Origin of the sequence: Nostoc sp. FACHB-190, from assembly GCF_014696905.1 — a bacterium.
Lineage (GTDB): Bacteria > Cyanobacteriota > Cyanobacteriia > Cyanobacteriales > Nostocaceae > Nostoc_B.
The window spans coordinates 151,568-174,725 of the sequence record NZ_JACJQW010000009.1 but is presented as its reverse complement, the minus strand read 5'-3'; the positions used below and the strand labels follow the sequence as shown (position 1 = coordinate 174,725).

The 23,158-nt window shown below is 38.5% G+C and carries 16 protein-coding genes, 1 other RNA gene and 1 pseudogene; 10 read left to right on the top strand and 8 right to left on the bottom strand.

Features of this window, described 5'->3' with window-relative positions; all coding sequences use genetic code 11:
- Window positions 1-47: 47 nt before the first annotated feature.
- Window positions 48-1,040: pseudogene (locus H6G28_RS13295) on the top strand (ABC transporter ATP-binding protein); the annotation flags it as partial.
- Between the two features lie 195 nt (window positions 1,041-1,235).
- On the opposite strand, the gene H6G28_RS13290 reads toward H6G28_RS13295, so the two are convergent.
- Window positions 1,236-2,552, bottom strand: coding sequence for a sensor histidine kinase (locus H6G28_RS13290; protein ID WP_190671338.1), 1,317 nt, complete (start codon window positions 2,550-2,552; stop codon window positions 1,236-1,238).
- 426 nt (window positions 2,553-2,978) lie between these two features.
- Window positions 2,979-3,162: non-coding RNA, 6S RNA (gene ssrS, locus H6G28_RS13285), on the bottom strand.
- Between the two features lie 218 nt (window positions 3,163-3,380).
- Here ssrS and H6G28_RS13280 point away from each other — a divergent pair.
- Window positions 3,381-3,836 (top strand): EVE domain-containing protein, encoded by a 456-nt coding sequence (locus H6G28_RS13280; RefSeq protein WP_190593232.1) that lies wholly within the window; start codon window positions 3,381-3,383, stop codon window positions 3,834-3,836.
- Between the two features lie 223 nt (window positions 3,837-4,059).
- Here H6G28_RS13280 and H6G28_RS13275 read toward each other — a convergent pair whose 3' ends face one another.
- Entirely contained in the window at window positions 4,060-4,887 is an 828-nt protein-coding gene (locus H6G28_RS13275) for a M90 family metallopeptidase (RefSeq protein ID WP_190671336.1), read from the bottom strand.
- A 146-nt stretch (window positions 4,888-5,033) separates the two neighbouring features.
- On the opposite strand from H6G28_RS13275, the gene ilvA reads away from it, so the two are divergent.
- Together ilvA and H6G28_RS13265 are read left to right on the top strand one after the other, a co-directional pair.
- The gene (gene ilvA, locus H6G28_RS13270) at window positions 5,034-6,545 is read left to right on the top strand and encodes a threonine ammonia-lyase, biosynthetic (protein WP_190671256.1); all 1,512 of its coding nucleotides are present in this window, start codon (window positions 5,034-5,036) and stop codon (window positions 6,543-6,545) included.
- Between the two features lie 124 nt (window positions 6,546-6,669).
- The gene (locus tag H6G28_RS13265; protein WP_190593230.1) at window positions 6,670-7,041 is read left to right on the top strand and encodes a zinc ribbon domain-containing protein; all 372 of its coding nucleotides are present in this window, start codon (window positions 6,670-6,672) and stop codon (window positions 7,039-7,041) included.
- A 306-nt stretch (window positions 7,042-7,347) separates the two neighbouring features.
- On the opposite strand, the gene H6G28_RS13260 is transcribed toward H6G28_RS13265, so the two are convergent.
- Complete coding sequence (locus tag H6G28_RS13260; RefSeq protein ID WP_190593229.1) at window positions 7,348-8,025, bottom strand: HAD family hydrolase; 678 nt, start codon at window positions 8,023-8,025, stop codon at window positions 7,348-7,350.
- Window positions 8,026-8,065: 40 nt separating this feature from the next.
- Window positions 8,066-9,013: a DMT family transporter gene (locus tag H6G28_RS13255; protein WP_190593228.1), complete on the bottom strand. Its 948-nt coding sequence runs from the start codon at window positions 9,011-9,013 to the stop codon at window positions 8,066-8,068.
- A 620-nt stretch (window positions 9,014-9,633) separates the two neighbouring features.
- On the opposite strand from H6G28_RS13255, the gene H6G28_RS13250 reads away from it, so the two are divergent.
- On the top strand, window positions 9,634-10,023 hold the full coding sequence (locus tag H6G28_RS13250; RefSeq protein WP_190671254.1) for an aegerolysin family protein: 390 nt from the start codon (window positions 9,634-9,636) through the stop codon (window positions 10,021-10,023).
- 100 nt (window positions 10,024-10,123) lie between these two features.
- Complete coding sequence (locus H6G28_RS13245) at window positions 10,124-12,019, top strand: MAC/perforin domain-containing protein (RefSeq protein WP_190671253.1); 1,896 nt, start codon at window positions 10,124-10,126, stop codon at window positions 12,017-12,019.
- Here the strand turns inward: H6G28_RS13245 and H6G28_RS13240 are convergent.
- Window positions 12,012-18,194, bottom strand: coding sequence for an AAA family ATPase (locus H6G28_RS13240; RefSeq protein WP_190671251.1), 6,183 nt, complete (start codon window positions 18,192-18,194; stop codon window positions 12,012-12,014). The two genes, H6G28_RS13245 and H6G28_RS13240, sit on opposite strands and share 8 nt — an antisense overlap.
- Window positions 18,195-18,364: 170 nt before the next feature.
- On the opposite strand from H6G28_RS13240, the gene H6G28_RS37360 reads away from it, so the two are divergent.
- Window positions 18,365-18,490, top strand: coding sequence for a hypothetical protein (locus tag H6G28_RS37360; RefSeq protein ID WP_277880578.1), 126 nt, complete (start codon window positions 18,365-18,367; stop codon window positions 18,488-18,490).
- 197 nt (window positions 18,491-18,687) lie between these two features.
- On the opposite strand, the gene H6G28_RS13235 is transcribed toward H6G28_RS37360, so the two are convergent.
- Both H6G28_RS13235 and H6G28_RS13230 read right to left on the bottom strand, forming a co-directional pair.
- The gene (locus H6G28_RS13235) at window positions 18,688-19,470 is read right to left on the bottom strand and encodes an ABC transporter ATP-binding protein (protein WP_190671249.1); all 783 of its coding nucleotides are present in this window, start codon (window positions 19,468-19,470) and stop codon (window positions 18,688-18,690) included.
- Window positions 19,460-20,593, bottom strand: a complete 1,134-nt coding sequence (locus H6G28_RS13230) for a branched-chain amino acid ABC transporter permease (RefSeq protein WP_190671247.1) — start codon at window positions 20,591-20,593, stop codon at window positions 19,460-19,462. The genes H6G28_RS13235 and H6G28_RS13230 overlap by 11 nt, the downstream gene beginning before the upstream one ends.
- A 190-nt stretch (window positions 20,594-20,783) precedes the next feature.
- On the opposite strand from H6G28_RS13230, the gene H6G28_RS13225 reads away from it, so the two are divergent.
- The 3 genes from H6G28_RS13225 to H6G28_RS13215 all read left to right on the top strand — a co-directional run bounded on the left by H6G28_RS13225 (window position 20,784) and on the right by H6G28_RS13215 (window position 23,042).
- Window positions 20,784-20,981: a hypothetical protein gene (locus tag H6G28_RS13225; protein ID WP_190593222.1), complete on the top strand. Its 198-nt coding sequence runs from the start codon at window positions 20,784-20,786 to the stop codon at window positions 20,979-20,981.
- Between the two features lie 111 nt (window positions 20,982-21,092).
- Window positions 21,093-21,350 carry a hypothetical protein gene (locus H6G28_RS13220; protein ID WP_062296559.1) on the top strand — a complete coding sequence of 86 codons (258 nt, stop codon included), beginning with the start codon at window positions 21,093-21,095 and terminating at the stop codon, window positions 21,348-21,350.
- 105 nt (window positions 21,351-21,455) lie between these two features.
- Entirely contained in the window at window positions 21,456-23,042 is a 1,587-nt protein-coding gene (locus H6G28_RS13215) for a glucose-6-phosphate isomerase (protein WP_190593221.1), read from the top strand.
- The last annotated feature ends 116 nt before the right edge of the window (window positions 23,043-23,158 follow it).

The window sequence follows — 23,158 nt, the reverse complement described above, 5'->3', positions numbered from 1 at the left end:
CAACTTTTGATAACTCTCTGCGCCTCCGCGTCTCTGCGTGAAAAATTATGACACAGCAACTCACCATCATACCGCCCTCATCCAGCCCCACTACAACCGCCATCAAAGTACAAGCATTACACAAGCACTATGGCAACTTAGCAGCCGTTCGAGGCATTGATTTCAGCGTCCAAAAAGGCGAAATGTTTGGACTCATCGGCCCTGATGGCGCAGGAAAAACCACCACCTTTCACATTTTGGGCGGCGTGATGGAAGCAACCGCCGGGGAAGTGCAGATATTTGGACAACCTGCGCGAGATGCACGGTTAATCACGGGTTATCTTACTCAACAGTTTTCGCTGTATTTAGACTTGAGTATTGATGAGAACCTACGTTATGCGGCAGGTTTGCGGCAAGTAGGGGATGATTTGCTGTGGGAACGCCGCCAAAAATATTTAAAATTAATGAGTTTGGATAGATTTGGCGATCGCTTGGCGGGACAATTGTCTGGAGGAATGAAACAAAAGCTGGCATTGTGTTGTGCTTTAGTTTCTCAACCAGAAGTTTTATTGTTAGATGAACCTACCACGGGCGTTGATCCTGTTTCCCGGCGAGAATTTTGGGATGTGTTAGCGGAACTTTCCGCCGAGGGGATGACAATTGTTGTAGCAACACCTTACCTTGACGAAGCCGAACGCTGTCACCGTGTGGCTTTGATGTACAGTGGGCAAATTCATGAAATTGGCACACCCGCAGATTTACGCGCTAACTTGGGCTTGCATCGCTTAGAAGTGCGAACCGCAAATTTAACAGCCACAGAAGAGATACTTTCCCAGACTGTACAAAACAATATTATAGATGTGCAGATTTTTGGCGATCGCTTAGATGTCCTCGTCCCAAATTTAGATGCGGGAGAAACAGAAGTCCGCCAACTCTTGCAACAAAATGATTTACCCACACCCAGCATCGAACATGGCGAACCCACATTAGAAAACGTCTTTGTCACGCGCCTGCGTCAACAAGGTTCTGTACCGCAGTTTTTTCCCTTTCCTCGTTCGCGGAAACGGGGAGTGGGGAGTTGCTGACAGGTGTAGGTTTTTTACGTTATGCCCCAAAAACCTTGATTTAGGGTGTAGGGGTGTAAGGGTGTGAGGGGGGTGGAACTCTGATTAAATCGTGATTTTTAGAGTCGCTACTCATCACTCTGTTAAAAACCTACACTTGTGAGTCTCCCTTGTCCCCCTTGTCTCTCTTATTCACATATCCAACAGAACTCCTACATCTGTAGACACTGGTTGCACTGGCTGAATTTGCAGCGTTTTTTTGATAGTAAAAAAGAACGTACTACCTTGATTAAATGTTGATTCTACCCAAGTACTACCGCCATACATCTCAACAATTTTTTTAACAATAGATAAACCAATTCCTGTACTTGTCGGGTCTTCAGTACTAGATAATTTTTGAAAAATCTGGAATATTTTTGTAAAATATTTCTCCTCAATGCCAATGCCATTATCTGTAACACTGATTTGCCAATAATCTGCCACTTCTTGACAAGCAATGATAATCTTTCCTTGGGGTTTACCTAAAAACTTAATGGCATTACTCAGCAAATTCTGAAAAACTTGCTGCATTTTAGTTTTTTCACAGTAAATAATCGGTAAATTATCACTAACTTCTATTTGAATATTTTTGCTTGGTTCTAGAATTTCAATGACATCACTGACTAAATATTGTAAATTAACTTCTCTCTTCTCTTCCCTAATCCGCCCAATTCTGGAATATTCTAAGATGCTATCAATTAAATTTTGTAATTTTTTCACTCTCAGGATAATTTTGTTGATTAAATCTTTGCCTTCTTCATCAAATTTATCGCCATAGTCATTAATTAACCATTCTGATAATAAACCTATACCTCTTAATGGGGCTTTTAAATCATGGGAAACTATGTAAGCAAAATCATTCAATTCTTGATTGGTGTTTTTTAATTCTTGTAATAACTCACCCATTCTTTCTTGAGATTTCTGGCGTTGCACAATCTCAGTTTGCAGTTGTTTATTGGCTGTGGCTAGTTCAGCCGTGCGCTGTTCTACTAATTCTTCTAAGCGTTCTTTATATTGACGTAACTCATTTTCCACTAACTTACGTTCTGAAATTTCAACTTGTAAGGCTTGATTTGCTTGTTCAAGTTGTGCAGGACTTGGTAAAGTCAGTGCTTGCGGCACTAAAGGTATTAAAGTCAATGCAGTATAAAAAGAAATAATTGCTGTTAGCGCCTTGATTGTTCCTGATAACCAATAATAAGGATGCCACAGCGTCAATATTTCCATTAAATGAGTTGTACCGCAAGAAATAATAAATGCACTGAATAAAACAAAAATATTTTTAAATGGTACATCTTCTCTTTTATTGATGAAATATACCAACATCAAGGGAATGGAATAATAAGAAATCGAAATTATACAATCTGACAAAATATGTAGCCATACTAATTCCGGTTGCCACAAATAACAATGCCCATGCGGAATAAAGTTCTGTGATAGAAAAAAATTAAAAAAATGTTCCACTTGAATACTCCTGATGCCAAATTAAGCACCACAAAAGTTATACTTCCACACAGTTCAGTTATCTCCCTTGTTTACCTTGTCTCTTTGAAGTCTCTTATTCATATCTCAAATAGGATAGCTATATGCAGCCTCTTATAGAGTTGGTATAACCCCTTCTTAAAAATGGGGCTAATAACCCTCTATTGCCCTCTTTTTAAAGTGGGTTGCCATAGGCGACAGGATTTTAACTGAACTGTCTTGAGTTATATTTATGCCCTATTTTAAGGTGGTCAGTCCACTAAAATTTAAGGTTTATTTTATAAATTGTCTCTTAAAGCTTGTTATCACAATGAGACGAATAATATTAGAGATAAATAATAATTTTTTATAATTTTTATTATACCAATAACTAAAACTCCCAAATTTAATTAAAATTTGGGAGCTAAAAATTTTAAGTTCACCGCAACGCCGTTTTACCTAAGTTTATGACCTGGTTAAACCAGGTGGGTACTGATGTTGCTCGTTTAAAGTTTCCGGGTACAAGCCCGGTATACTGCCACGAGAACTATTTAGTTCCCTTTTCTTTAAAGACATAGATCAAAAAACTTGATGGCAGTCACCAACGTCGCAGTGCAACTAACTCATTATAGCTTTCTCATCCGGCTTGTGTGTTTAATATAAAGATTTTTTGACAAACAACTTCAGGACTTACGCATAAAGATTATCTGTAAAGAAGGGGTGTAAGGGTTTTGAACACCTGTACCTTTCGCTAAAATCTTGATTTTTCGTTTTTTTGCATCAATATTAATAATATGAAATGCTAGAATAAAAAGTTTGCGTCTTCTTGTCTTGTCGATGAATTATTGGCTGATGAAATCTGAACCAGATGTTTATGGCATTGGCGACCTTCAACAGCAGGGCGAAACAGTCTGGGATGGTGTGCGGAATTACCAAGCACGCAACTATATGCGTCAAATGCTGGTTGGGGATTTAGTGTTTTTCTATCACTCTAATACTGCTTTTCCGGGTATTGCTGGGTTAATGCGTGTAGGCAAAACAGGTATTGCTGACCCGTCGCAGTTTGAACCAGACAGCAAATACTATGATCCGAAATCAACGCCTGAAGCACCACGTTGGCAAACAGTTGTAGTAGAGTTTGTGGAAGTGTTTGAGCAACCTATTTTGCTGTCAACTTTGAAAGAGAAATTTAGCCCAGAAGAATTAACCGTGGTGAGAACAGGTAATCGATTATCAGTTATGCCTGTGAGTGAAACTGTCGCCCAAAAAATTCTGGCTATGAAAACAGGCTAATACGATTTTGGATTATATTGGCAAGCCTTTGGACAATCTATTTGTTGCGATTATTTTTTAAATTCCTATAAGTCAGGACTTACGCAAAATCATGAAAAAACGAACCGCAAAGGGCGCATAGACGCGATAGCGGCTTCCCGCAGGGTAGGACACGAAGTTAAGAGGATTTGATAGGGTTCTTGCGTAAGTCCTATAAGTGTTAAAGTATCTTAAATTAACTGATTCATCCAAGCCATTCCATAGGGTTGATTTGATAATAGCGTTGCAACAACTCATAAAGCTGTGAGTGCTTCTCTAACAATTGCTGTGGCTTTTCAAAAAAAGTCTCTGTAGCTACGGCAAAAAATTCGGCGGGATTAGTCGCCCCATAACTATCAATTACAGTTTTGATATCTTGTTGCATATCGTTGCAGAGTTGTTGATATTCTGCTGTCATTACTTGTGACCAAACAAGATAATCTGATTTGTTAGGCAAAATTGGCACACCTTCAGCTTTACCATCTTCTTGGTCTAATTGATGGGCAAATTCATGTAGCACCACATTATGTCCATCACTCCAATTTTTGGTGTCTCTTTGCACCTGTTCCCAAGATAAAATTACTTGGTCTTTAACCCAAGATTCTCCTAGCCGAGCATCACGTCTTTCTTCGACAACATAATCACTTATCGCTACAGTTTGATTAACAAAATAAGTACTGGGATAAATCAAAATTGACCGCAGTTTAGGAAAGTATTCACCGCGTTCATTTAACAGGAGTAAACAAGCAACAGCCGCAATCGTAATTTTCATTTCTGCTGTGACTTGCAAGCCTTGACAGCCAATAAATTGTTTTTCGGCTAAAAATACTTGAATATGTCCTTGAAGTCGTCGGCGTTCTTGGGGAGTTAGGCGTAAGTAAATCGGGAGATTATTTTCAATAACGACACTCCAAAGGGGCGGAAAAGGACGCTTTTTAATGCGATTGCGCCGCCGTTTAGTCAAAATGGGACTGATAAAAATTGCGGTGACAATCAATCCCAGGATGAGAAAAATAATAATTGCTGCACCCATTGATTTTGTATGATGCTGTGCCACTGTTAGTTAGTATAGCGATCGCACCAGCGAAAAGATCCGCGACTTCTCAACAATTCGGAAATCTGAGTACACAACTGCCGTAAAATTAACATCTATCTGGCATCTGCTAACCTTTGACACCCATGCTTTGCGACTATCTAGTACAAATCCTGACCGCCCGTGTGTATGATGTTGCCCAAGAAAGCCCTTTGGAGTCTGCCCCGAATCTTTCCCAAAGACTGAATAACAAGCTGTTATTAAAGCGGGAAGATATGCAGTCGGTGTTTTCTTTCAAGCTGCGGGGCGCATACAACAAAATGGCAAATTTACCGCCAGATTTGTTAGCACAGGGTGTCATTGCAGCTTCGGCGGGAAATCATGCCCAAGGTGTGGCTTTAGCTGCTAGTCGTTTGGGAACAACTGCGATTATTGTGATGCCTGTAACCACACCCCAAGTAAAAGTGAATGCAGTTAAAGCTAGGGGTGGACAAGTTGTTTTGCATGGCAATACCTACGATGACGCATACACTTATGCGCGACAATTAGAAGCAGAAAAAGGTTTAACTTTTATTCATCCTTTTGATGACCCTGATGTCATTGCTGGTCAGGGAACCATCGGCATGGAAATTTTACGACAATATCAGCAACCCATTCACGCAATTTTTGTGGCTATTGGTGGCGGTGGTTTGATTTCGGGAATTGGGGCTTATGTTAAACGGTTGCGTCCCGAAATTAAAATTATTGGTGTGGAACCTGTTGATGCTGATGCCATGAACCAATCTTTAAAAGCCGGAAAACGGGTGCGGCTGTCGCAAGTTGGTTTGTTTGCTGATGGGGTAGCAGTGCGGGAAGTTGGGGAAGAAACCTTCCGTCTGTGTCAAGAATATGTAGATGAAATTATTTTGGTGGATACAGATGATACCTGTGCCGCAATTAAAGATGTCTTTGAAGATACCCGTTCTATTTTAGAACCTGCGGGGGCATTGGCGATCGCAGCTGCTAAAGCCTACGTCGAACGCGAACAAATTCATGGACAAACCTTAGTGGCTGTGGCTTGCGGTGCAAATATGAATTTTGACCGCCTGCGGTTTGTTGCTGAACGCGCCGAGTTAGGTGAACGCCGCGAAGCCATATTTGCAGTCGCCATTCCTGAAGAACAAGGTAGTCTGCGGAAGTTTTGCGAATGTATTGGTCAACGCAACTTAACTGAGTTTAATTATCGCATCGCCGATGAGAAAGAAGCCCATATTTTTGTCGGTGTGCAGATTCAAAATCGCGCCGACAAAGCCAAAATGATCGAAACCTTTGAAAATTGTGGCTTTAAAACCATCGATTTAACCGATGATGAACTCACCAAATTACACTTACGCCACATGGTAGGCGGACATTCGCCCCTCGCCCACAATGAATTACTGTATCGGTTTGAGTTTCCCGAACGTCCCGGTGCATTGATGAAATTTGTTGGTTCTATGAGTCCCAACTGGAATATCAGTATGTTCCACTATCGCAACAACGGCGCAGACTATGGGCGCATTGTCGTCGGGATGCAAGTACCACCCCACGAAATGCAAGAATGGCAAGCCTTTCTCGATACTCTTGGTTATCAGTATTGGGATGAAAGCCAGAACTTAGCATATAAATTATTTTTGGGATAGTACTACAAGGCAAAAGTAAAAAGTTAAAAGGCAAAAGTAACAAGGCAGTTTTCCTGTCGTCTGTTTGTCCCGATAAACTAAACTTTCGCTAAAATCAGGGTGTTTACTTATTTGTGGTTAAGTTGTGGCTACTGTATCTTGTCCTCGTTGCCATCAACTCGTTGAGAGTCAGGCTATTACCTGTCCTTATTGCCGAACAACACTTAAAGCTTTTGGTCATCCCGGTATTCCCTTACATCGCGCTACCGGGGACGAATATTTGTGTGATAGCTGCACCTATCACGCTGACGACACTTGCAACTTTCCCCAGCGTCCCTACGCCAAAGACTGTACCCTTTATCAAAATCTGTCCGAATACCAATTACAGCAAGAACAACAGCGTCAAGACAACGGTTTTTCTACAACTTTTCAAAGTTGGATAAAACGCAATCAAACTTGGCTATTATTACTGGGTTTATTAATTATTTGTTTATTGATAGCTTTGTCAACATCTTAAGAGTTTGATGAAACTATTTTTTTACTATCAACAATTTTCACCCCAATGAGCTAAATTAATCTATAGCAATCCTACCCCAATTGTGAGAAAATACGTAGACAAAAATCCTTGTTTTATAAGCATTTGAGGCTTATTGAACTCTCATGTATCATTTAGGATTGCTATAGCCCCTATAGGACTCATATTTGATTTCTGAAAAAAATCAGTACACCTACAAAATGCTCTTTTCTACTCCCTACTCCCCACTCCCTACTCCCTGCCTTTACAGATAATTTCAACAATCAAAGCGGATTCCTCTAGCCCCTATCAACTTGTACTACACTCAACCGAAAAACGCTGTATCAGTAATTTAGCAATTTCATCTGGTGAATGAACAATAAAGTCTGCACCATGATTTTTTAATTCTTGCTCAGTTCCATAGCCATAAGTAACGCCAATGGTGGTTAAATTATTAACCTTAGCTCCGATGATATCATGTTTGCGATCACCCACCATAATTGTACTCTCAGGCAACAGATTTTCCTGAACCAAAATATAGTGAATTAAATCAGATTTTACACTCCGCGTTCCATCCAGTTCACTACCATAAACCTGCTCAAATAATGTCGATAAACCAAAATATTCAATAATGCGCGTTGCATAAATATTAGGTTTAGAAGTCGCCACAAAAGTTTGATAACCAGCCAAGCGAATTGCCTTCAGAGTTTCTATAGTCTGCGGATACAGAGTATTTTCAAATAACCCAATTGTGGAAAACCGACTACGATACAAAGTAATTGCTTGTGTAAGTATTGTCTCATCTGAGGTCTGTAATAACTGAGAAAAACTATCTTTTATTGGCGGGCCAATACACCAATTTAATTCATCAGCTTGTGGTGGTTGATAACCAAGTTCAGATAAGGCAAACTGAATACAACTAGTAATTCCTAACTTCGGGTCTGTCAATGTTCCGTCTAAATCAAATAAAATAGTATTAGCAAGCATATTTTTTCTTTATTGAGGATATATTTCAGAGGTGCAAAACTCATGATGCACTATGTTTTTCTGCACTTAGTAACGCAATTCCTAATGTCACCACACCAATTCCTAAACTCTGAATTACAGTTAAAGTTTCGCTAATTGTTGCCCATGCGACTAATGCTGTCAAAGCTGGACTACTAGCACCAATCATCGCAGCTTTTGTAGCACTAATCATCCGAATACCCAAATTATTCAAAGTATGTCCAGCAAAACTGACGATACCCGAAAAAATACTACCAATCCACATTGGTGTCCAATCAAGTTGACTACTAGAAATAGGCCAAAACAGTAAGCTAAGACCAGAAAGCACTAAAGTAGAAGCAAAACTAATCCAAGTGAAGGGAACTGGATGAAATTTTTCTAAACATTTTTGGGCGATAACACCATAGAAAGCGTAAACAATTCCAGCACCCACACTGGTGAGAATTCCTAAAGTAATAGCAGAACTACTATAACTATTAGAAGATGGCGGAATAGTTAGAACACTACCTACTAAAATAATACCCATCACCAGCCAACGAAAACTTGTCGGGCGATCGCCAAAAAATTTCCAAGCCAAAAGAGCAGTAAACACAGGATAAGAAAAAAACAAAGTAATAGCAATTCCCGTCGGAATCAAACCAATCGCAATGTAGAGTAAGGCAATATACACAAACATTAATACTCCACAGCCAAAGGCTTGGCGCAAAATATCAGTACGATGATATTTAAAGGCATCTTGTAATTCTTTCAATGCCGATGGATATAACTTGAACGCTACAATTGCCATCAGTGGAACCACTAGCAGCATCCGCATAAACATCAGCAAAAATGAATTTGGCAAGTCTGGTTTAACGTATCCACCAAGTAAAAATAAGCCGAGTACGAGATGTTCTGAGAATAAAACTCGCACAGTCACGTTGTGAAACGCTAAAACAAAAGCAGATAAAATAACTGTCAGGATGCCTAGCACGCTTAAAAGGTTCCTCAATGACAATCTGATTGTAGTGCTGAAGCCGCTATTTTGCTTGACTGACAAATTCCCAGGCATAATTCCGAGAATTGATGAGGGTGCGATCGCTTATTTTTTGTATTAACCTTGATACACTCCTCGTTTTTTTGTCAATCTCAAGTTATAATCCAGTGTCAGAAATTTAGGAAGTCGCTAAGGACTCCCGAAGATAAGAGTCTATCCGCACTTAACAGATTTGGATCTTGTCAAAGTTGACTTGTCAAAACCCTGAATCTCAGTTTGGTGTTAGCTTTGGCAAATTAGCCATTAATAGAGATTAACTTCTTCCTTAAGAGCCTAAACTGCGATTGTCTTCATAAAACCACGCTGTTAAACTAATTTTACTTTAGTGAAACAAGCATGAATTTAAAAAACCTCATTAATTATGCTCGGTACTGTAATTAATATATAGTTTGATTAAGTGGTTTTTGCATAAATAATTACTAATCATTCAATTGACTTATCCTGGTATTAATTTTTTGTAAGAGTTCAGAAACCAGAATCAATGATTCAGAATACTGCATTCTTACATTTTTTGCGCTTTTAATCAGAAACATACAATAAAATAACAAATGTATATCATGGCTAGTTCACTACAGTTTCACTGTATAATTAACAGTCGTTGTGATGTACCTTTAAAGCTGAAAGAAACTTATCATCGTTCAGGAAGATGGTATCCAGAAGAAACGAATCAACCAAAAGATGTACCAGCAAAACAAGTTATTAAAGCATTTGCTTCATCTGGTCGTATAGCTTCTTCGTCAGGCACAGAAGGATATGTAATTTACCAATTGGGAAATGACCCAAATTCCTGGATAAAAATCTATTGGGATGTACCTTGGCTGACTGGCTCAAACAACAAATTTAAAGTAGAAACATCTCATGAAGACATCATAGTTCAGACCGATGGTTTTATCGGCTCTGGTTCAGTAGAAAATATTCTCTTAAAAGTAGTTGATTTAAGAGATTAAGCAAAGATAGCTAACAACTAGTTATTGCAAATATCAAAAATAATTTCTAATGTCGCCATAAATTACCTATCTCTTATTGATGAGGGCTAAGAACTTAAATATGCAACTCCAAGAACTAACGACAAATAATATCAGTCCTCTGAATAATTGGGATGTAATTAGTAGAGGCTACAATATTTTAGAAGTTGACCCATTACATTTAGTTGATAATTCAGGTTTGAGAATGGTATTCGATTTAGAAGCTACTGTTCCAATCCTAGACGGTAGTGGAATCAAGTCCTCGGAAGTTTTGCATATTTCCGAAAATAGTGGCTTATTAGATGCTACAACAACAGTAATCTTTTCTGCTTATGATATTCAATCTTTCTTACACCAAAATATCAACTTTAATATTAATGATTCCATAGGAGAATTATTTGCTTATAGCCGCAGTAGTACCTATGAAAATATCATTCAAGAAACAGAATATAACGATAATATTTTAATTTACACTAAAGTAAGTATCAATAATTATAGGCTTCAGATTGATAACGCTAAAACTCAAAAATTAAACAGCTATTTTCAGAAAATAGTAGCAGATATTTATCATAAATCATCTTTACTAATTAAAGAGTTTGGTACCCACTATGCCCATACAGTTTTTTATGGTGGACAAGCATATCATAAATTAATTTTTGCAAAAGAAGACTACATCTCAATGGTTGGGAATCATATCAATATCAAAAATGAAGCCCAATCTACTTTTGAGATTTTAAAAGCTGGAAATTTGATTGCAACCGCCTCAAATTTAAATCAATTTTTTCGTAATCAAATTGAAAATCAAGATGAGCAAATAAATTATAGTAGTAGGACGCAATCTCAAAATTTTTATGATTGGGTTAAATCTGTAAAAACTGCTCCTGTACCAATTAAATTAGAATTATTACCCATCTATAATTTATTAACAAAAGAATATTTTCCTGAAGATAAAAATATTGAACAAAAACAAATATATCTCAAAAACGAAATAGATAAATACATCATCAATAATGGTCATAATCCATCACAATCCGTCATCCGATATGGTGATGAAATTGAAATGAGTATTACATCTGAAGGTCAGCCTCACTATCTCTGTCATACAGATAAAGTTCAATATACTAAGACTGAATCTGAGTTGCAATATCTCAGTGGTAATCACTTACAAAAATATAGATGGAAGATTCTTGCAACTAAGCAAGAAGATTTTAATCAACCAGTAAAAAATAATGATTTAGTTGTCCTGCAAAACCAAGCCTCGAACCTTTATTTAGATGCTAAATCAGGCAAAGATGAAATATACTTTCCAGGTGAGGGTTTAACTTCTGCCAATCAAAATAATCCTCAAGTAGTTAGTGCTAAATGGAAAGTTGATCAGCTGAATTTAGCTGAACGGCGAGAAGTAGTAGATGGAGATTATTTAAGATTACAAACTCAATGGAAAAATGATGACGATGAATATGGTTATTTAAAAGGAGAAACTAGCCTCACTACTGATGAAGAACAAAAAGAAAGAGTATTTTCTTTTGGCAAAGGTCGTCATCAAAGTGGTTGTTATTGGAAAATCAATAAAGTTGGGCATTGTAACAAATATACAGCAGCAACATCTAACAAAAATAAAAATCACAGAATTACTAAATCATTACAGTTATACTGCACAATTAATAACCGTTGTGATTTACCATTAAAACTGCAAGAATATCATTATGCGGAACAATGTTACCCAAATCATAAGTCTAGTCCACCAAAAGATATCCCAGCAAAACAAGTAGTTCAAGTATTGGCGATGTCAGGTACAGAAGGCTATGTGATTTACCAACTGGGAAATGACCCAAATGCCTGGATAAAGATTTTTTGGGATCAAATTAGTGGATTTCAAGTAGAAACATTCCATGAAAATATTGTTGTTCAGTGTGATGGCTTTATTGGTTCAGCTTTGGTAGAAAACGTACTTCTGAAAATAGCTGATGTTAGATAGTATATTTACATAACATTTGCTCTATCCAATCAGCATTAAAGACAAATTGATAAATCCGGTTATGAATTCGCAGGTTTCCTTGCTGCTTGACTACTAAACCTGATAAAAGCAGTTCTCTTTCTTCTAGGCTATCAACTGCAACAATTGTTCCTTGATGCCAAATTTCTCGATATAGGGTTAATCGGGTAACAGTTTGTGATTCAATATTAAGCAGGCGATCGCGGATAGTTTTTAAATGCTCAGGTTCGTCTTGAGCCTCCCAATTCTCAATCACTTGTGTTTGGACTAAGTTTTCTATCCAACTAGCTTCACTACCTTGGGGAATACTGGTTGAAGAATTACGAATGAGTTTACAGAGTTTTTGCGTCAGAAACGGTTGTCCACCCGTCCAAGCTAAAACTTCCTTTAGGACATTCTGAGCATTACCCACTCGTTCTGTTAATCCTTGTAGTAATGGTTGCGCTTCATGTAATTGAAAGCCACTTAATTGAATAGCTTGACCAATATTAAAGGGGGTGCGCTTCTTATCCAGAATTAATTGCGAAGGATGTGCTACTCCCAGCAACACAAAAGTCAGGCGTTGATATCTTGGCAAATCAGCTCGTTTATTATAAAAACTTCGCAATAGAATAAAGAAGTCATCGATCGCAAAATTCAAATTGAGCAGACTGTCAATTTCATCGATGAAAATCACTATGTTTTGTTGAATATTCTCCAATACTATTTCATCAATAAACTTACTCAAATGCTGCACTGGTGATAACAATTCATGTTCCCGCCACCAACTACGAATATTCACCTGAGCTAAAATATTTAAACTACTGGCTAACATATAGACAAAACCTGCATACCACTGCTCTAAAGTTAGCTGCTGATTTCCAATTTCGGAAATATCCATAGCCGCACAAGCAAAATTTTCTGCTTGTAGCCTTTTCATAATTTGGACTCGCAAGCTAGATTTACCCATCTGTCGAGCATTGAAAATATAACAAAACTCTCCTTGTTTCAAAGCTTTGTAAAGATGTCTATCAGCTTGGCGGACAACATAAGTGGGCGCATCTATGGGTAAACTTCCGCCTACTTGATATTCATAAGTAAGAGTTTGTTCTGTACTCCTTAATAAAGCATTTTCAATGACTAATTCAGCTTGAGTAGCTTTGAGAATATCTAAAGTTTGACTTAACTCCTTAGTTCGCTCCTGCACTTTAGCTTCTAAGTTACGGTTAGACTCTGCTAATTGTTCTGTGGCTTGTTGCAAAGCTGTATTTTTCTGAGCCAGTTCTTGGGTGAATTTAGCTCGCTCGGCTTCTGCCTGCTGGCGTTGTGTGATATCTTGAAAAGCTGCGATCGCATAAATAATTTCACCTTTCTTATCAAAAATTGGCGTTGCTAACACCTCCAAAGGAACAACTTTATTCCCCTGCTCCAATTTCAGATCATCAATCACAATACTTTCACCATGTAAAGCTCTGATAATTGGCTGCGTCTCCGTCGGATAATGTTTGGCTGTACCTTGGAGATAAGCTTGATATATCTCAGTTAATTCTGTAGTTGGAGATTGATCAACAGCTAAAATTTTTCGTGCAGTTTGATTTGCATAATCAGCCTCTCCTTGGGGATCAACTACAAATATACCCACTGGAACAGCTTCCAAAATCTGGGTTAACTTTTTCTCACTCTCCCGTAACGCTTCTTCTGCTTGTTGACGCTCTTGAATTTCTTGCTTGAGATTTTGATAAAGTTGAGCATTTTGAATCGAAATTGCCGCTTGAGAAGATAAAATTTTCAATACTTCTAATCTTTCGGCAGTGAAAGCACCAACAGCCAAATTATTTTCCAAATACAATAAACCAAAAAGCTCACCTTGATGCAGAATTGGTGTGCATAATACAGATTTTGGTTGGTTTTGCAGTATATAAGTATCTGTAGTAAATATTCCCTCATGAACTGCATCAGTTAAAATCACATCCTCTTGAGTTCTCACTACATAATTAATTAAAGAATGAGGTAATTGTTGACTCGTTTCTGCCAGCAAAGATTCATAAACTACTACCTTAGAATTATCTACAACACCCTTTGCTTGAATTAATAGCTTTTCTTGCTGCTTTAAAATCAAAAACCCAGTTTGAGCGCCAGCATTCTCAATTACAATATTCATTAACTTTTCTAGTAAATTTTCTAAAATAATTTCACTAGCAAGTGTTTGAGAAGCTTTAATAATTGTTGTAGCATCTAATAATTGTGAACTACTACTAGTAGTAGAAGAAGTAGAAATATGATTTTTAGCTGATGTTAATTTTTTTTGGGAAACAAAGAGTATCTGTGAATATTTTGCTTCTAAATCTTTAACCTTAGCAATTGCACCCCAGCAGATATAACTATAGTGGGCTTTTGTCATATAAGTCCGGGCAATTTCTTGTCTGCCTAACCCTAAATAAAACTTAGCGGCTAATTCATAAGCCAGAGCTTCATCTTGAAGATATCCATTATGTGTAGCACCTGCAATAGCTAAATCATAAAGTTCCATTGCCGACAATGTTTTTCCCAATACCCTAGCTTTTTCTGCCTCGACTAATTGATATTTATGTAGATGATTCATCGGGGCATGTTCCGCCCAATATTTCATGATTCCCTGATTTTTATCTACTTGATTAATGTATGTTTCTTTTTCATGTGTTTTATCCAATAAATTATGAGGATATTTGGCTAATAATGCTAAAGAATAAAACCAGTTATGATATCTAAATAACACACTTGTTTGCATGAATAGACTATATTGGAATGTCAATTCTACAAACTCTAAACACTCGTCATATTTTTCAAATAAATAACATAGCCATACTTTATAAGCATAAACATCAAATAATGGCAAAGTATTTTTAGTAGATTTAACAGAATTAATAAATTCCTCTTCATCTAAAATTTCACCAGTTAATTGCGTTTTGTCCACAGATGAATTGCGTAAATTGTCTACTGTCTGAGCGCAGGTTTTAATGAGTCCTAGTTGATGTTTTTGTTCAAATTTACTGACAAACTCTATATATTCATTTTGAGTTTGGGCAACAGTATCTAAATGTTGTGCAGCAAAAAAGATATGACAACAATAAAAGTTAGCCGCATGGCAAGCATATTCAATATCTCCCACTTCTAAACCACTTTCAATTGCTTCATATATCGGATTGATAGTTGCTTGAATATGCTCTTTATGATGAGTCAAACTAATTGCAACTGTTAACAAAGATTGAGATTTATATTTTTTAGCGTTTAATTGATCTAAGAGTTGCAGAGCTAACTGTCCCATCTGATAGCCTAAATTAATATCCGGCACTGACCAAGCCATCAATTGACCATAGGCGGCATAAGCAAATATACATGGTGGAGAATTGCCGTATTGTATCGAAAGCTCAATCATTGTGTGCAGAATGGGAATTGTGATGCTGCTTTCGGCAAAACAAGCAGGAGGCCAAAGCAACATTAAAATTTCCATTGCTGCTAATTTATATTTATCAGTCATCAGTGACAGGTGAGATAACTGCTCAATATCAATTGCTGGTGATGATTTTACTAAAGTAACACCCAGCATTTCTAAAAGTTGCTGACCAATATCTAAAACAATATCTACTTGATTTTTAGCTAAATAAATTTTAATTTTTAGTTGATAAAATTTCACCCCATCAAGAAGATGACTAATTTTTTTGATGGCTTGATTGCATAAAAATAAGGCTTGCTCTAAATTAATATTGATGTATTCTGCCTCTGCTGTTTCTAGATAAAAATTCCAAGTTAAGGTATATTGACTTGTCCAACTATCAGGACTTAGCAGTTGTAGACCAATATTTAAGTATTTCACAGCCGCTTCATAGGCTGTAGCGGCTTTTGCTTTTTGTCCAGCTAGGAGATTTAGTTGCGCTAATTCATCTTTTTCGATTTGTGTTTGTAGTAAATCAATGCCAAAATTCAATTGATTGACTAGGGCAAATATATTATCTTTTTGGGTTTCTGGTGAAGTATTTTTAAGGAGTAGTTTCCCAATTCTTAAATGAGTAGTTTTTCTTTTGGTTTCAGGAATTAGAGAATAAGCAGCCTGTTGCACTCGGTCATGTAAGAATTTATAATTAATTTTCGTATTGCTCAATTTCAGGAGATTTGATTCTTTCTCTTCAAAGACCAAAGGAATTTTATAATTGGAAGATAAGGGCAGAATCAAACCTGCTTGCAAAGCACTCCATAAATGATTAGCGGTGATAATCTCTGAATTGTCATGGACTGCTGATAAAACTTTTAAATTAAATTGATTACCAATACAAGCTGCCAACTGCAACAGTTTCTGTGTTTCTAATGGTAATTTACGAATATTTCTGGCAATTAATTCGACAATATTATAGTCAGTAATGCCTACTGTTTGAATTTCCTGAATATCCCAATGCCAACTGTCTGTAGCTACATGATATACCAAGAGATTTTCACTATATAAACTTTTGAGTAATTGAGTTAAGAAAAATGGATTACCTTGAGTTTTATGAAAAACTAATTCGGCTAATAACTCAATTTTGTTAGTTATGCTCCCTTGATTTAATGTATCTTCTATCAGTTGTTGGATATGAGTCAGCAACAGAGGTTTTACCGTGATAGTATGCACCACAGTATTTTTTTGCCGGATTTTTTGTAGCGTTTGAATAAATTTATGAGTCGGGCTAACTTCGTTATCGCGGTACGCGCCGATTAAGAATAAATATCGGCTACTGTCATCTGTCATCAACAGCTTAAGTAATTTTAATGATGCAGAATCTGCCCATTGTAAATCATCTAAAAAAATGACTAATGGATGTTCTGGTTGACAGAAAACATTGACAAATTGTTGAAAAACGCGGTTAAATCGATTTTGAGATTCAATGGTACCCAATTTAGGGACATCTGGTTGTGAACCAACAATTAATGCGACTTCGGGAATCACATCAATCAGCACTTTACCATTAGCACCAAAAGCCGCTAATAACTTCTGTTGCCAAATCTCTATTTGCCGTTCATTTTCTGTTAAGAGTTGACGAATTAATTCTTGAAAAGCTTGAATGAAAGCTGCATAAGGAATATCTTGTTTAAACTGGTCAAATTTACCTGCAATAAAATACCCTCTGGCTGCAACAATTGGTTTGTGAACTTCATTGACAATCGATGTTTTCCCAATACCCGAATAACCAGAAACTAGCATCATTTCTGTTGCGCCTTGGCTAACTCGCTCGAAAGCATCCATCAATGTGCTAACTTCTGTTTCTCTACCATAAAGCTTTTGCGGAATTAACAGTTGATTACCGCGATCGCGCTGACCAGGTGTAAAATCTTTAATGTCTCCACCTGCTTGCAACTGTCTAAGACAAGTTTCTAAATCAAATTTCAACCCCTCTGGACTTTGATATCTATCCTCAGCGTTTTTCGCTAACAGTTTCATCACAATATCCGACACAGCCTGCGGAATGTGCTGATATTGCTTGGGTGGGATGGGTTTTTTGGCAATGTGACAATGAACTAACTCTAGTGGATCATGACAGGTAAATGGTAATTTACCTGTCAGCATTTCATATAAAGTCACACCCAAAGAATAAAAATCGCTACGATAGTCAATCGAGCGATTCATTCTCCCTGTTTGTTCCGGTGCGATATAGGCTAAAGTACCTTCTAATAAGTTAGGGTTGCCGATAGTCGGCTTTTCTAAAAATAGTCGGGAAGATAAACCAAAGTCAGTTAATTTTACCTGTTCACTTGCTACATTGATAATAATATTACTGGGCTTAATATCTTTATGAATAATTGCCGCTTTCTCTAAATCAATTAATGTTTCTGCTAAAGCGATCGCTATTTGTAAACACTCTGTAACTGTTAATTGTTTAGATATCAGAATTTGACTTAAAGATTGACCACCAAAATCTTCTAAAATCAGCGCAAAAGCATTTTGATATTTTTCTAATTTGTAAGCTTTCACAACTCGCTCACTTACAAAATCTTTGAGGATTCTATATTCATGGCGTAAGCGCGTAATTTCTTCTAATGTAGGATATTCAGACTTGAACAGTTTAATAATTACTGGCTGCTGTTGTCGTTTTTTTCTACCTCGATAAACAACTGTAGCTGTACCTTCATGGATTTTGTCTAAAATGTCATATCCTGCTATTTGAATCATGATTTTGAGTTAAAATAAAAATATAATACAAGTATATATAGCAATCCTAAATAAGTCGTGAAAAACATAGACAGGACTTACGCAAAATTATGAAAAAACGAACCGCAAAGGGCGCAAAGGACACGAAGTTATAAGAGTTCGAGAGGGTTCTTGCGTAAGTCCTAATAGATATGGAAACGAACCGCAAAGAACGAGGCAGCGCGTTGGACGGGTTTCCCGGCTTGAAGCGACTGCCGTGCAAAGGACGCAAAGGTAAGAAAGAAGAAAAAGATATAGAAAATTTACAAATGATTTAGGACTGCTATATCTATACATATCTTGCATCTAGCCCCGACGAATGGAATTCGCGGCTATAAAACAATACAGTTCAGTTAAGGCAAAAACTTAGACTTGTGTAGGTTGGGTGGAGGAACGGAACCCAACATTCACACATACTTTGTTGGGTTCCGCTATCGCTCCACCCAACCTACTATTCTCTTAACTGAACTAAAAACTATTTACCCAAATAAGCTTCTAAAACTTGGGGGTTGGATTGAATTTCGGTGGGAGTTCCATCCGCTAAATTCTGCCCTTCAGCCAATACCCAAACCCGATCGCACAAGGACATAATCACGTCCATATTGTGTTCAATAATTAAAAATGTCAAACCTTCTTGGCGGTTCCAGTTAACAATGCGATCGCATATATCATCAATTAACCTGGGATTCACCCCGGCGGCTGGTTCATCCAACAAAATTAACTTGGGATTCGTCATCAACGCCCTCCCCATTTCTAATAGCTTGCGTTGTCCACCAGACAAACCCCCCGCATAGTCTTGGGCTTTATGCGCCAACCCCACAGACTCTAACAAAACCATTGCCCTCTCTTGCCATTCCTTTTCTTCTTTAGCGACTACGTGGGGTTGGAGTTGCACTTGCCAAAAACTTTCGCCTGTTTGTTTTTGCGCTGCCAGTAGCATATTTTCTAACACCGACAGCCGCGAGAGAGTCCGCGCTACTTGGAAAGTCCGCACTAGTCCTTGCTGGGCGATTTGGTATGGTTGCAACTGCTGAATTTGTTCACCATCAAAAATTACTCTTCCTTTATCTGGGCGGATAAAGTTAGAAAGTAAATTGAATAAAGTAGTTTTACCCGCACCATTGGGGCCAATCAACCCAGTAATGCTACCTTTGAGAACTTCAATTTGTGCCTCATTCACTGCTTTGATACCGCCAAAGCTTTTGCAAAGTCCAGAGGCTGCTAATAGGGGAAGTGGCGGTGATTGGTTATTGACCAAGGGTGAGTTCCTCCTTTTTCCCTAAAATACCTTGAGGTCGCCAAATCATTAGCACCATTAAAATTAAACCAATGACCATAATCCGAAATGCACCCAGCCGCGCTTCATCTAAGGGAATGATTCTGGGTAGAACTTCTCTGGTAATGGAATCGTAGGCAAAGTAAATAACTGCACCTAAGATTGTGCCGATGTTATTCCCAGAACCGCCTAAAATTACCATAATCCAAGCGTCGAAAGTGAGTTGGGGCTGGAAGTTATCAGGATAAATGGCGCTTAACTGCCAAGCAAAGAACGCGCCCGCCACACCTGCGATCGCACCACCTAACATCAAAGATTGAATTTTATACCAAAAAACATTTTTACCCAAAGCCTTGGGGATTTCTTCATCTTCGCGGATTGCTTTTAAAACTCGACCCCAAGGCGATCGCAATAAAATTTCTAACCGCCAAAAAACAAACGCCAACACCAACAGCGACAACAACATCAAACCTGCTTTGGGGTTGTAGTTATACAAACCAATCACACCAGAAATATAAATTGCGGCTGTCAACAAACCCAAAACAATCCCCACACCTAAACGCGATGCTAATTCCTGCTTACTGCTGGTTTTTTTAGCAGTATCCGCCACCAATAATCTTTGGGCTGTGCGAATCCATCGCCACAATGTGAAAAAAGTTATAGCCGCCAATAAAGTCAGCAACCCAATCATCATCAAACGAACTACTAAATTAGGTGCTGTCGAGAATGGGATAACATAACTCTGCACCCCAAACGCCCCAGATACCCAAGTATCACCCACAGGTAACTCTTGGTTATTCACCACCAAGCGAATCAGTTCCCCTGTACCAATAGTGACAATCGACAGATAATCTTCCCGCAGGCGCAGAGTCGCAAAACCAATAATTAAGCCCAACAAAGCCGCTACGATCGCACCAATCACAGCCGATATGATTAAAGGAACGCCTTTTAAACTTAACAATACTGTTGTGTAAGCTCCCAAGGTCATAAAAGCAATATGACCAAAGTTAATCAACCCCGTAAAGCCCCACTGTAAATTCAGCCCCAAACCAAACAGGGCAAAAATTGCCGTCGAAATCGCCAAAAAAATTAAATAATCAACCATAACAGTTAACAGTTAACAGTTAACAGTTAACAGTAAACGCTGAACAGTAGACAGGGAAAGGTAAACACTTTTCCACTGATTACTGATCACTGTCTACTGATTACTGTCTCAAGATACTACCTCTTCCCGTTCACCATTGCCAATTTTTGGGAACAATAGCCTTGACTTTTGGAACATAGTTTATTGATATATGAACTTGCTGCGTATAAGAATCCATCATTTAATCGAACAATTGAGTGACGAAGAACTCCAAAGCGTCTGGGAGAGTGTTCACGCTTTACATTGTGACTTTTATATGCTCAAAGCCATACAAAAAGTCAAGCGATCGCAGCAACCTTGGGATATTTTGACTCAGGAAGAAGCGATACAAATTTTAATGTTTTACTGATGCAGTGATAAAAAAGGGATTAGAGGCCAGAGATTAGTCCCTAGCTAACATCTTATTCCCCTAAACCCCTACACCCCTATCCCCTTATACCCTCAAAAGAGGTGATGCCTAGTGAGTGTGGAAATGCGCTATGCCAGGTCTTTTTTAATGGATCTGAAGAGTTTAGAACCTGCTGCTTATCAGCGAGTGTACGATTTTGTGTTTTTTGAATTTGGAGAAAAGTGGCAGTTGCATGGTCTTCCTGAACTGCGACAGCTAGACCATGAAGGCATTTTTCACCGTTTTACCTTGGATGATTATTTAATTGGGATTGAGATTCGGGGAGAAATTGTCAAGTTTCTGCGAGTCATACCTATGCCAGATGTTTAGGGCAGAGCATTGGCTCAACACTTAAAACTGTATAAGGCTAGGCAGGGATGCACCTGAGCTTACATTAAACTTGTCATGGAAAAACAACTTACCTGAGATTTCCCTATGGATGCGATAGCACTTTGGCAAAGATACCAAGATTGGTTATATTTCCACGAGGGATTGGGACTATATGTAGATGTAAGCCGGATGGGTTTTGATGATGCCTTCGTGGAGTCATTGCGTCCGAAATTTGACAAAGCATTTGCTGATATGGCGGAATTAGAAAAGGGTGCGATCGCCAATCCCGATGAAAACCGTATGGTTGGACATTACTGGCTGCGAAACCCTGATTTAGCACCCACGCCAGAACTCACCCAAGAAATTGTCCAAACACTCGAACAAATTGAAGCCTTCGCCGAAAAAATCCAAACCGGCGCAATTCATCCGCCCAAAGCTAATCGTTTCACTGATATCATCTCCATTGGTATTGGTGGTTCTGCCCTCGGCCCCGAATTTGTCGCCGAAGCCCTCGCCGCCGACTTTCCTCCCCTCAAAATTCACTTTATTGACAATACCGACCCCGCAGGTATTGACCGCGTTCTTAACCAATTACGCAACAACCTTGCCAGCACCTTAGTTTTGGTCATCTCCAAATCAGGCGGTACACCAGAACCCCGCAACGGCATGATTGAAGTTAAAAAAGCCTACGCTGGCCACAATCTCGATTTTGCTCAATATGCTGTAGCCATTACCAGTCCTGGCAGTAACTTAGATAAAGTTGCCCAGTCTGAAGGTTGGTTAGCCACATTCCCCATGTATGACTGGGTAGGCGGTCGTACCTCCGAAATGTCTACAGTGGGTTTAGTCCCAGCCGCACTGCAAGGCATCGATATACGTGCCATCCTTGACGGTGCTAAAGAAATGGATGATGCTACCCGCGTTGCTGATATCAAAAAGAATCCAGCCGCGTTATTAGCATTGTCTTGGTACTACGCTGGCAATGGTAAAGGCGAAAAAGACATGGTTGTTCTGCCTTACAAAGACAGCTTGGCACTGTTCAGCCGCTATTTACAGCAGCTAGTAATGGAATCTTTGGGTAAAGAAAAAGACTTAGACGGTAATATTGTCCATCAAGGTATTGCCGTTTACGGTAACAAAGGTTCCACAGACCAACATGCTTACGTCCAACAATTGCGTGATGGTGTACCAAACTTCTTTGCTACTTTGATTGAAGTTTTAGAAGACCGTCAAGGTCAATCCCCAGAAATCGATCCTGGCGTGACATCTGGCGATTATCTGGCTGGTTTCCTCCAAGGAACACGCAAAGCCCTTTATGAAAATCAGCGCGATTCTATTACTATAACGATTCCTCAAGTTAATGCCCGCACAGTCGGCGCTTTAATTGCCTTGTATGACCGTGCCGTTGGTTTTTATGGCAACTTAGTAAACATTAACGCTTATCACCAACCAGGAGTAGAAGCAGGTAAAAAAGCCGCCGCCGCTATTCTGGATTTGCAAACTAAAGTAGTTACTGTTTTACAAAGTGAAAAAACACCCCTTTCCTTGTCAGAAATTGCCGAAAAAGTGGGTGCTAAAGAAGAAGTAGAAGCAATTTACAAAATTCTGCGTCACTTACACGCCAATCAACGGGGCGTAGTGTTGCAAGGCGATTTTGCTCAACCAAACAGTTTAAAAGCTTCTATTAGCTAATTTGTTGTAAAATTTCTCACTCAACAACAATCAAGCATCCTGATTTGAAGTCATACCTTCAACGATCAGGATGCTTAATTGTATAGCAAATAATGAGTAATGAGTGATGAGTCGGA

What these genes read in the sequence shown, in the direction of transcription:
- H6G28_RS13215 (WP_190593221.1), top strand. Translation starts at nt 21,456, where the DNA reads ATGGATGCGATAGCACTTTGGCAAAGATACCAAGATTGGTTATATTTC.
- H6G28_RS37360 (WP_277880578.1), top strand. Translation starts at nt 18,365, where the DNA reads ATGGAAACGAACCGCAAAGAACGAGGCAGCGCGTTGGACGGGTTTCCC.
- H6G28_RS13280 (WP_190593232.1), top strand. Translation starts at nt 3,381, where the DNA reads ATGAATTATTGGCTGATGAAATCTGAACCAGATGTTTATGGCATTGGC.
- H6G28_RS13230 (WP_190671247.1), bottom strand. Translation starts at nt 20,593, where the DNA reads ATGGTTGATTATTTAATTTTTTTGGCGATTTCGACGGCAATTTTTGCC.
- H6G28_RS13240 (WP_190671251.1), bottom strand. Translation starts at nt 18,194, where the DNA reads ATGATTCAAATAGCAGGATATGACATTTTAGACAAAATCCATGAAGGT.
- H6G28_RS13250 (WP_190671254.1), top strand. Translation starts at nt 9,634, where the DNA reads ATGGCTAGTTCACTACAGTTTCACTGTATAATTAACAGTCGTTGTGAT.
- H6G28_RS13245 (WP_190671253.1), top strand. Translation starts at nt 10,124, where the DNA reads ATGCAACTCCAAGAACTAACGACAAATAATATCAGTCCTCTGAATAAT.
- H6G28_RS13225 (WP_190593222.1), top strand. Translation starts at nt 20,784, where the DNA reads ATGAACTTGCTGCGTATAAGAATCCATCATTTAATCGAACAATTGAGT.
- ilvA (WP_190671256.1), top strand. Translation starts at nt 5,034, where the DNA reads ATGCTTTGCGACTATCTAGTACAAATCCTGACCGCCCGTGTGTATGAT.
- H6G28_RS13260 (WP_190593229.1), bottom strand. Translation starts at nt 8,025, where the DNA reads ATGCTTGCTAATACTATTTTATTTGATTTAGACGGAACATTGACAGAC.
- H6G28_RS13275 (WP_190671336.1), bottom strand. Translation starts at nt 4,887, where the DNA reads ATGGGTGCAGCAATTATTATTTTTCTCATCCTGGGATTGATTGTCACC.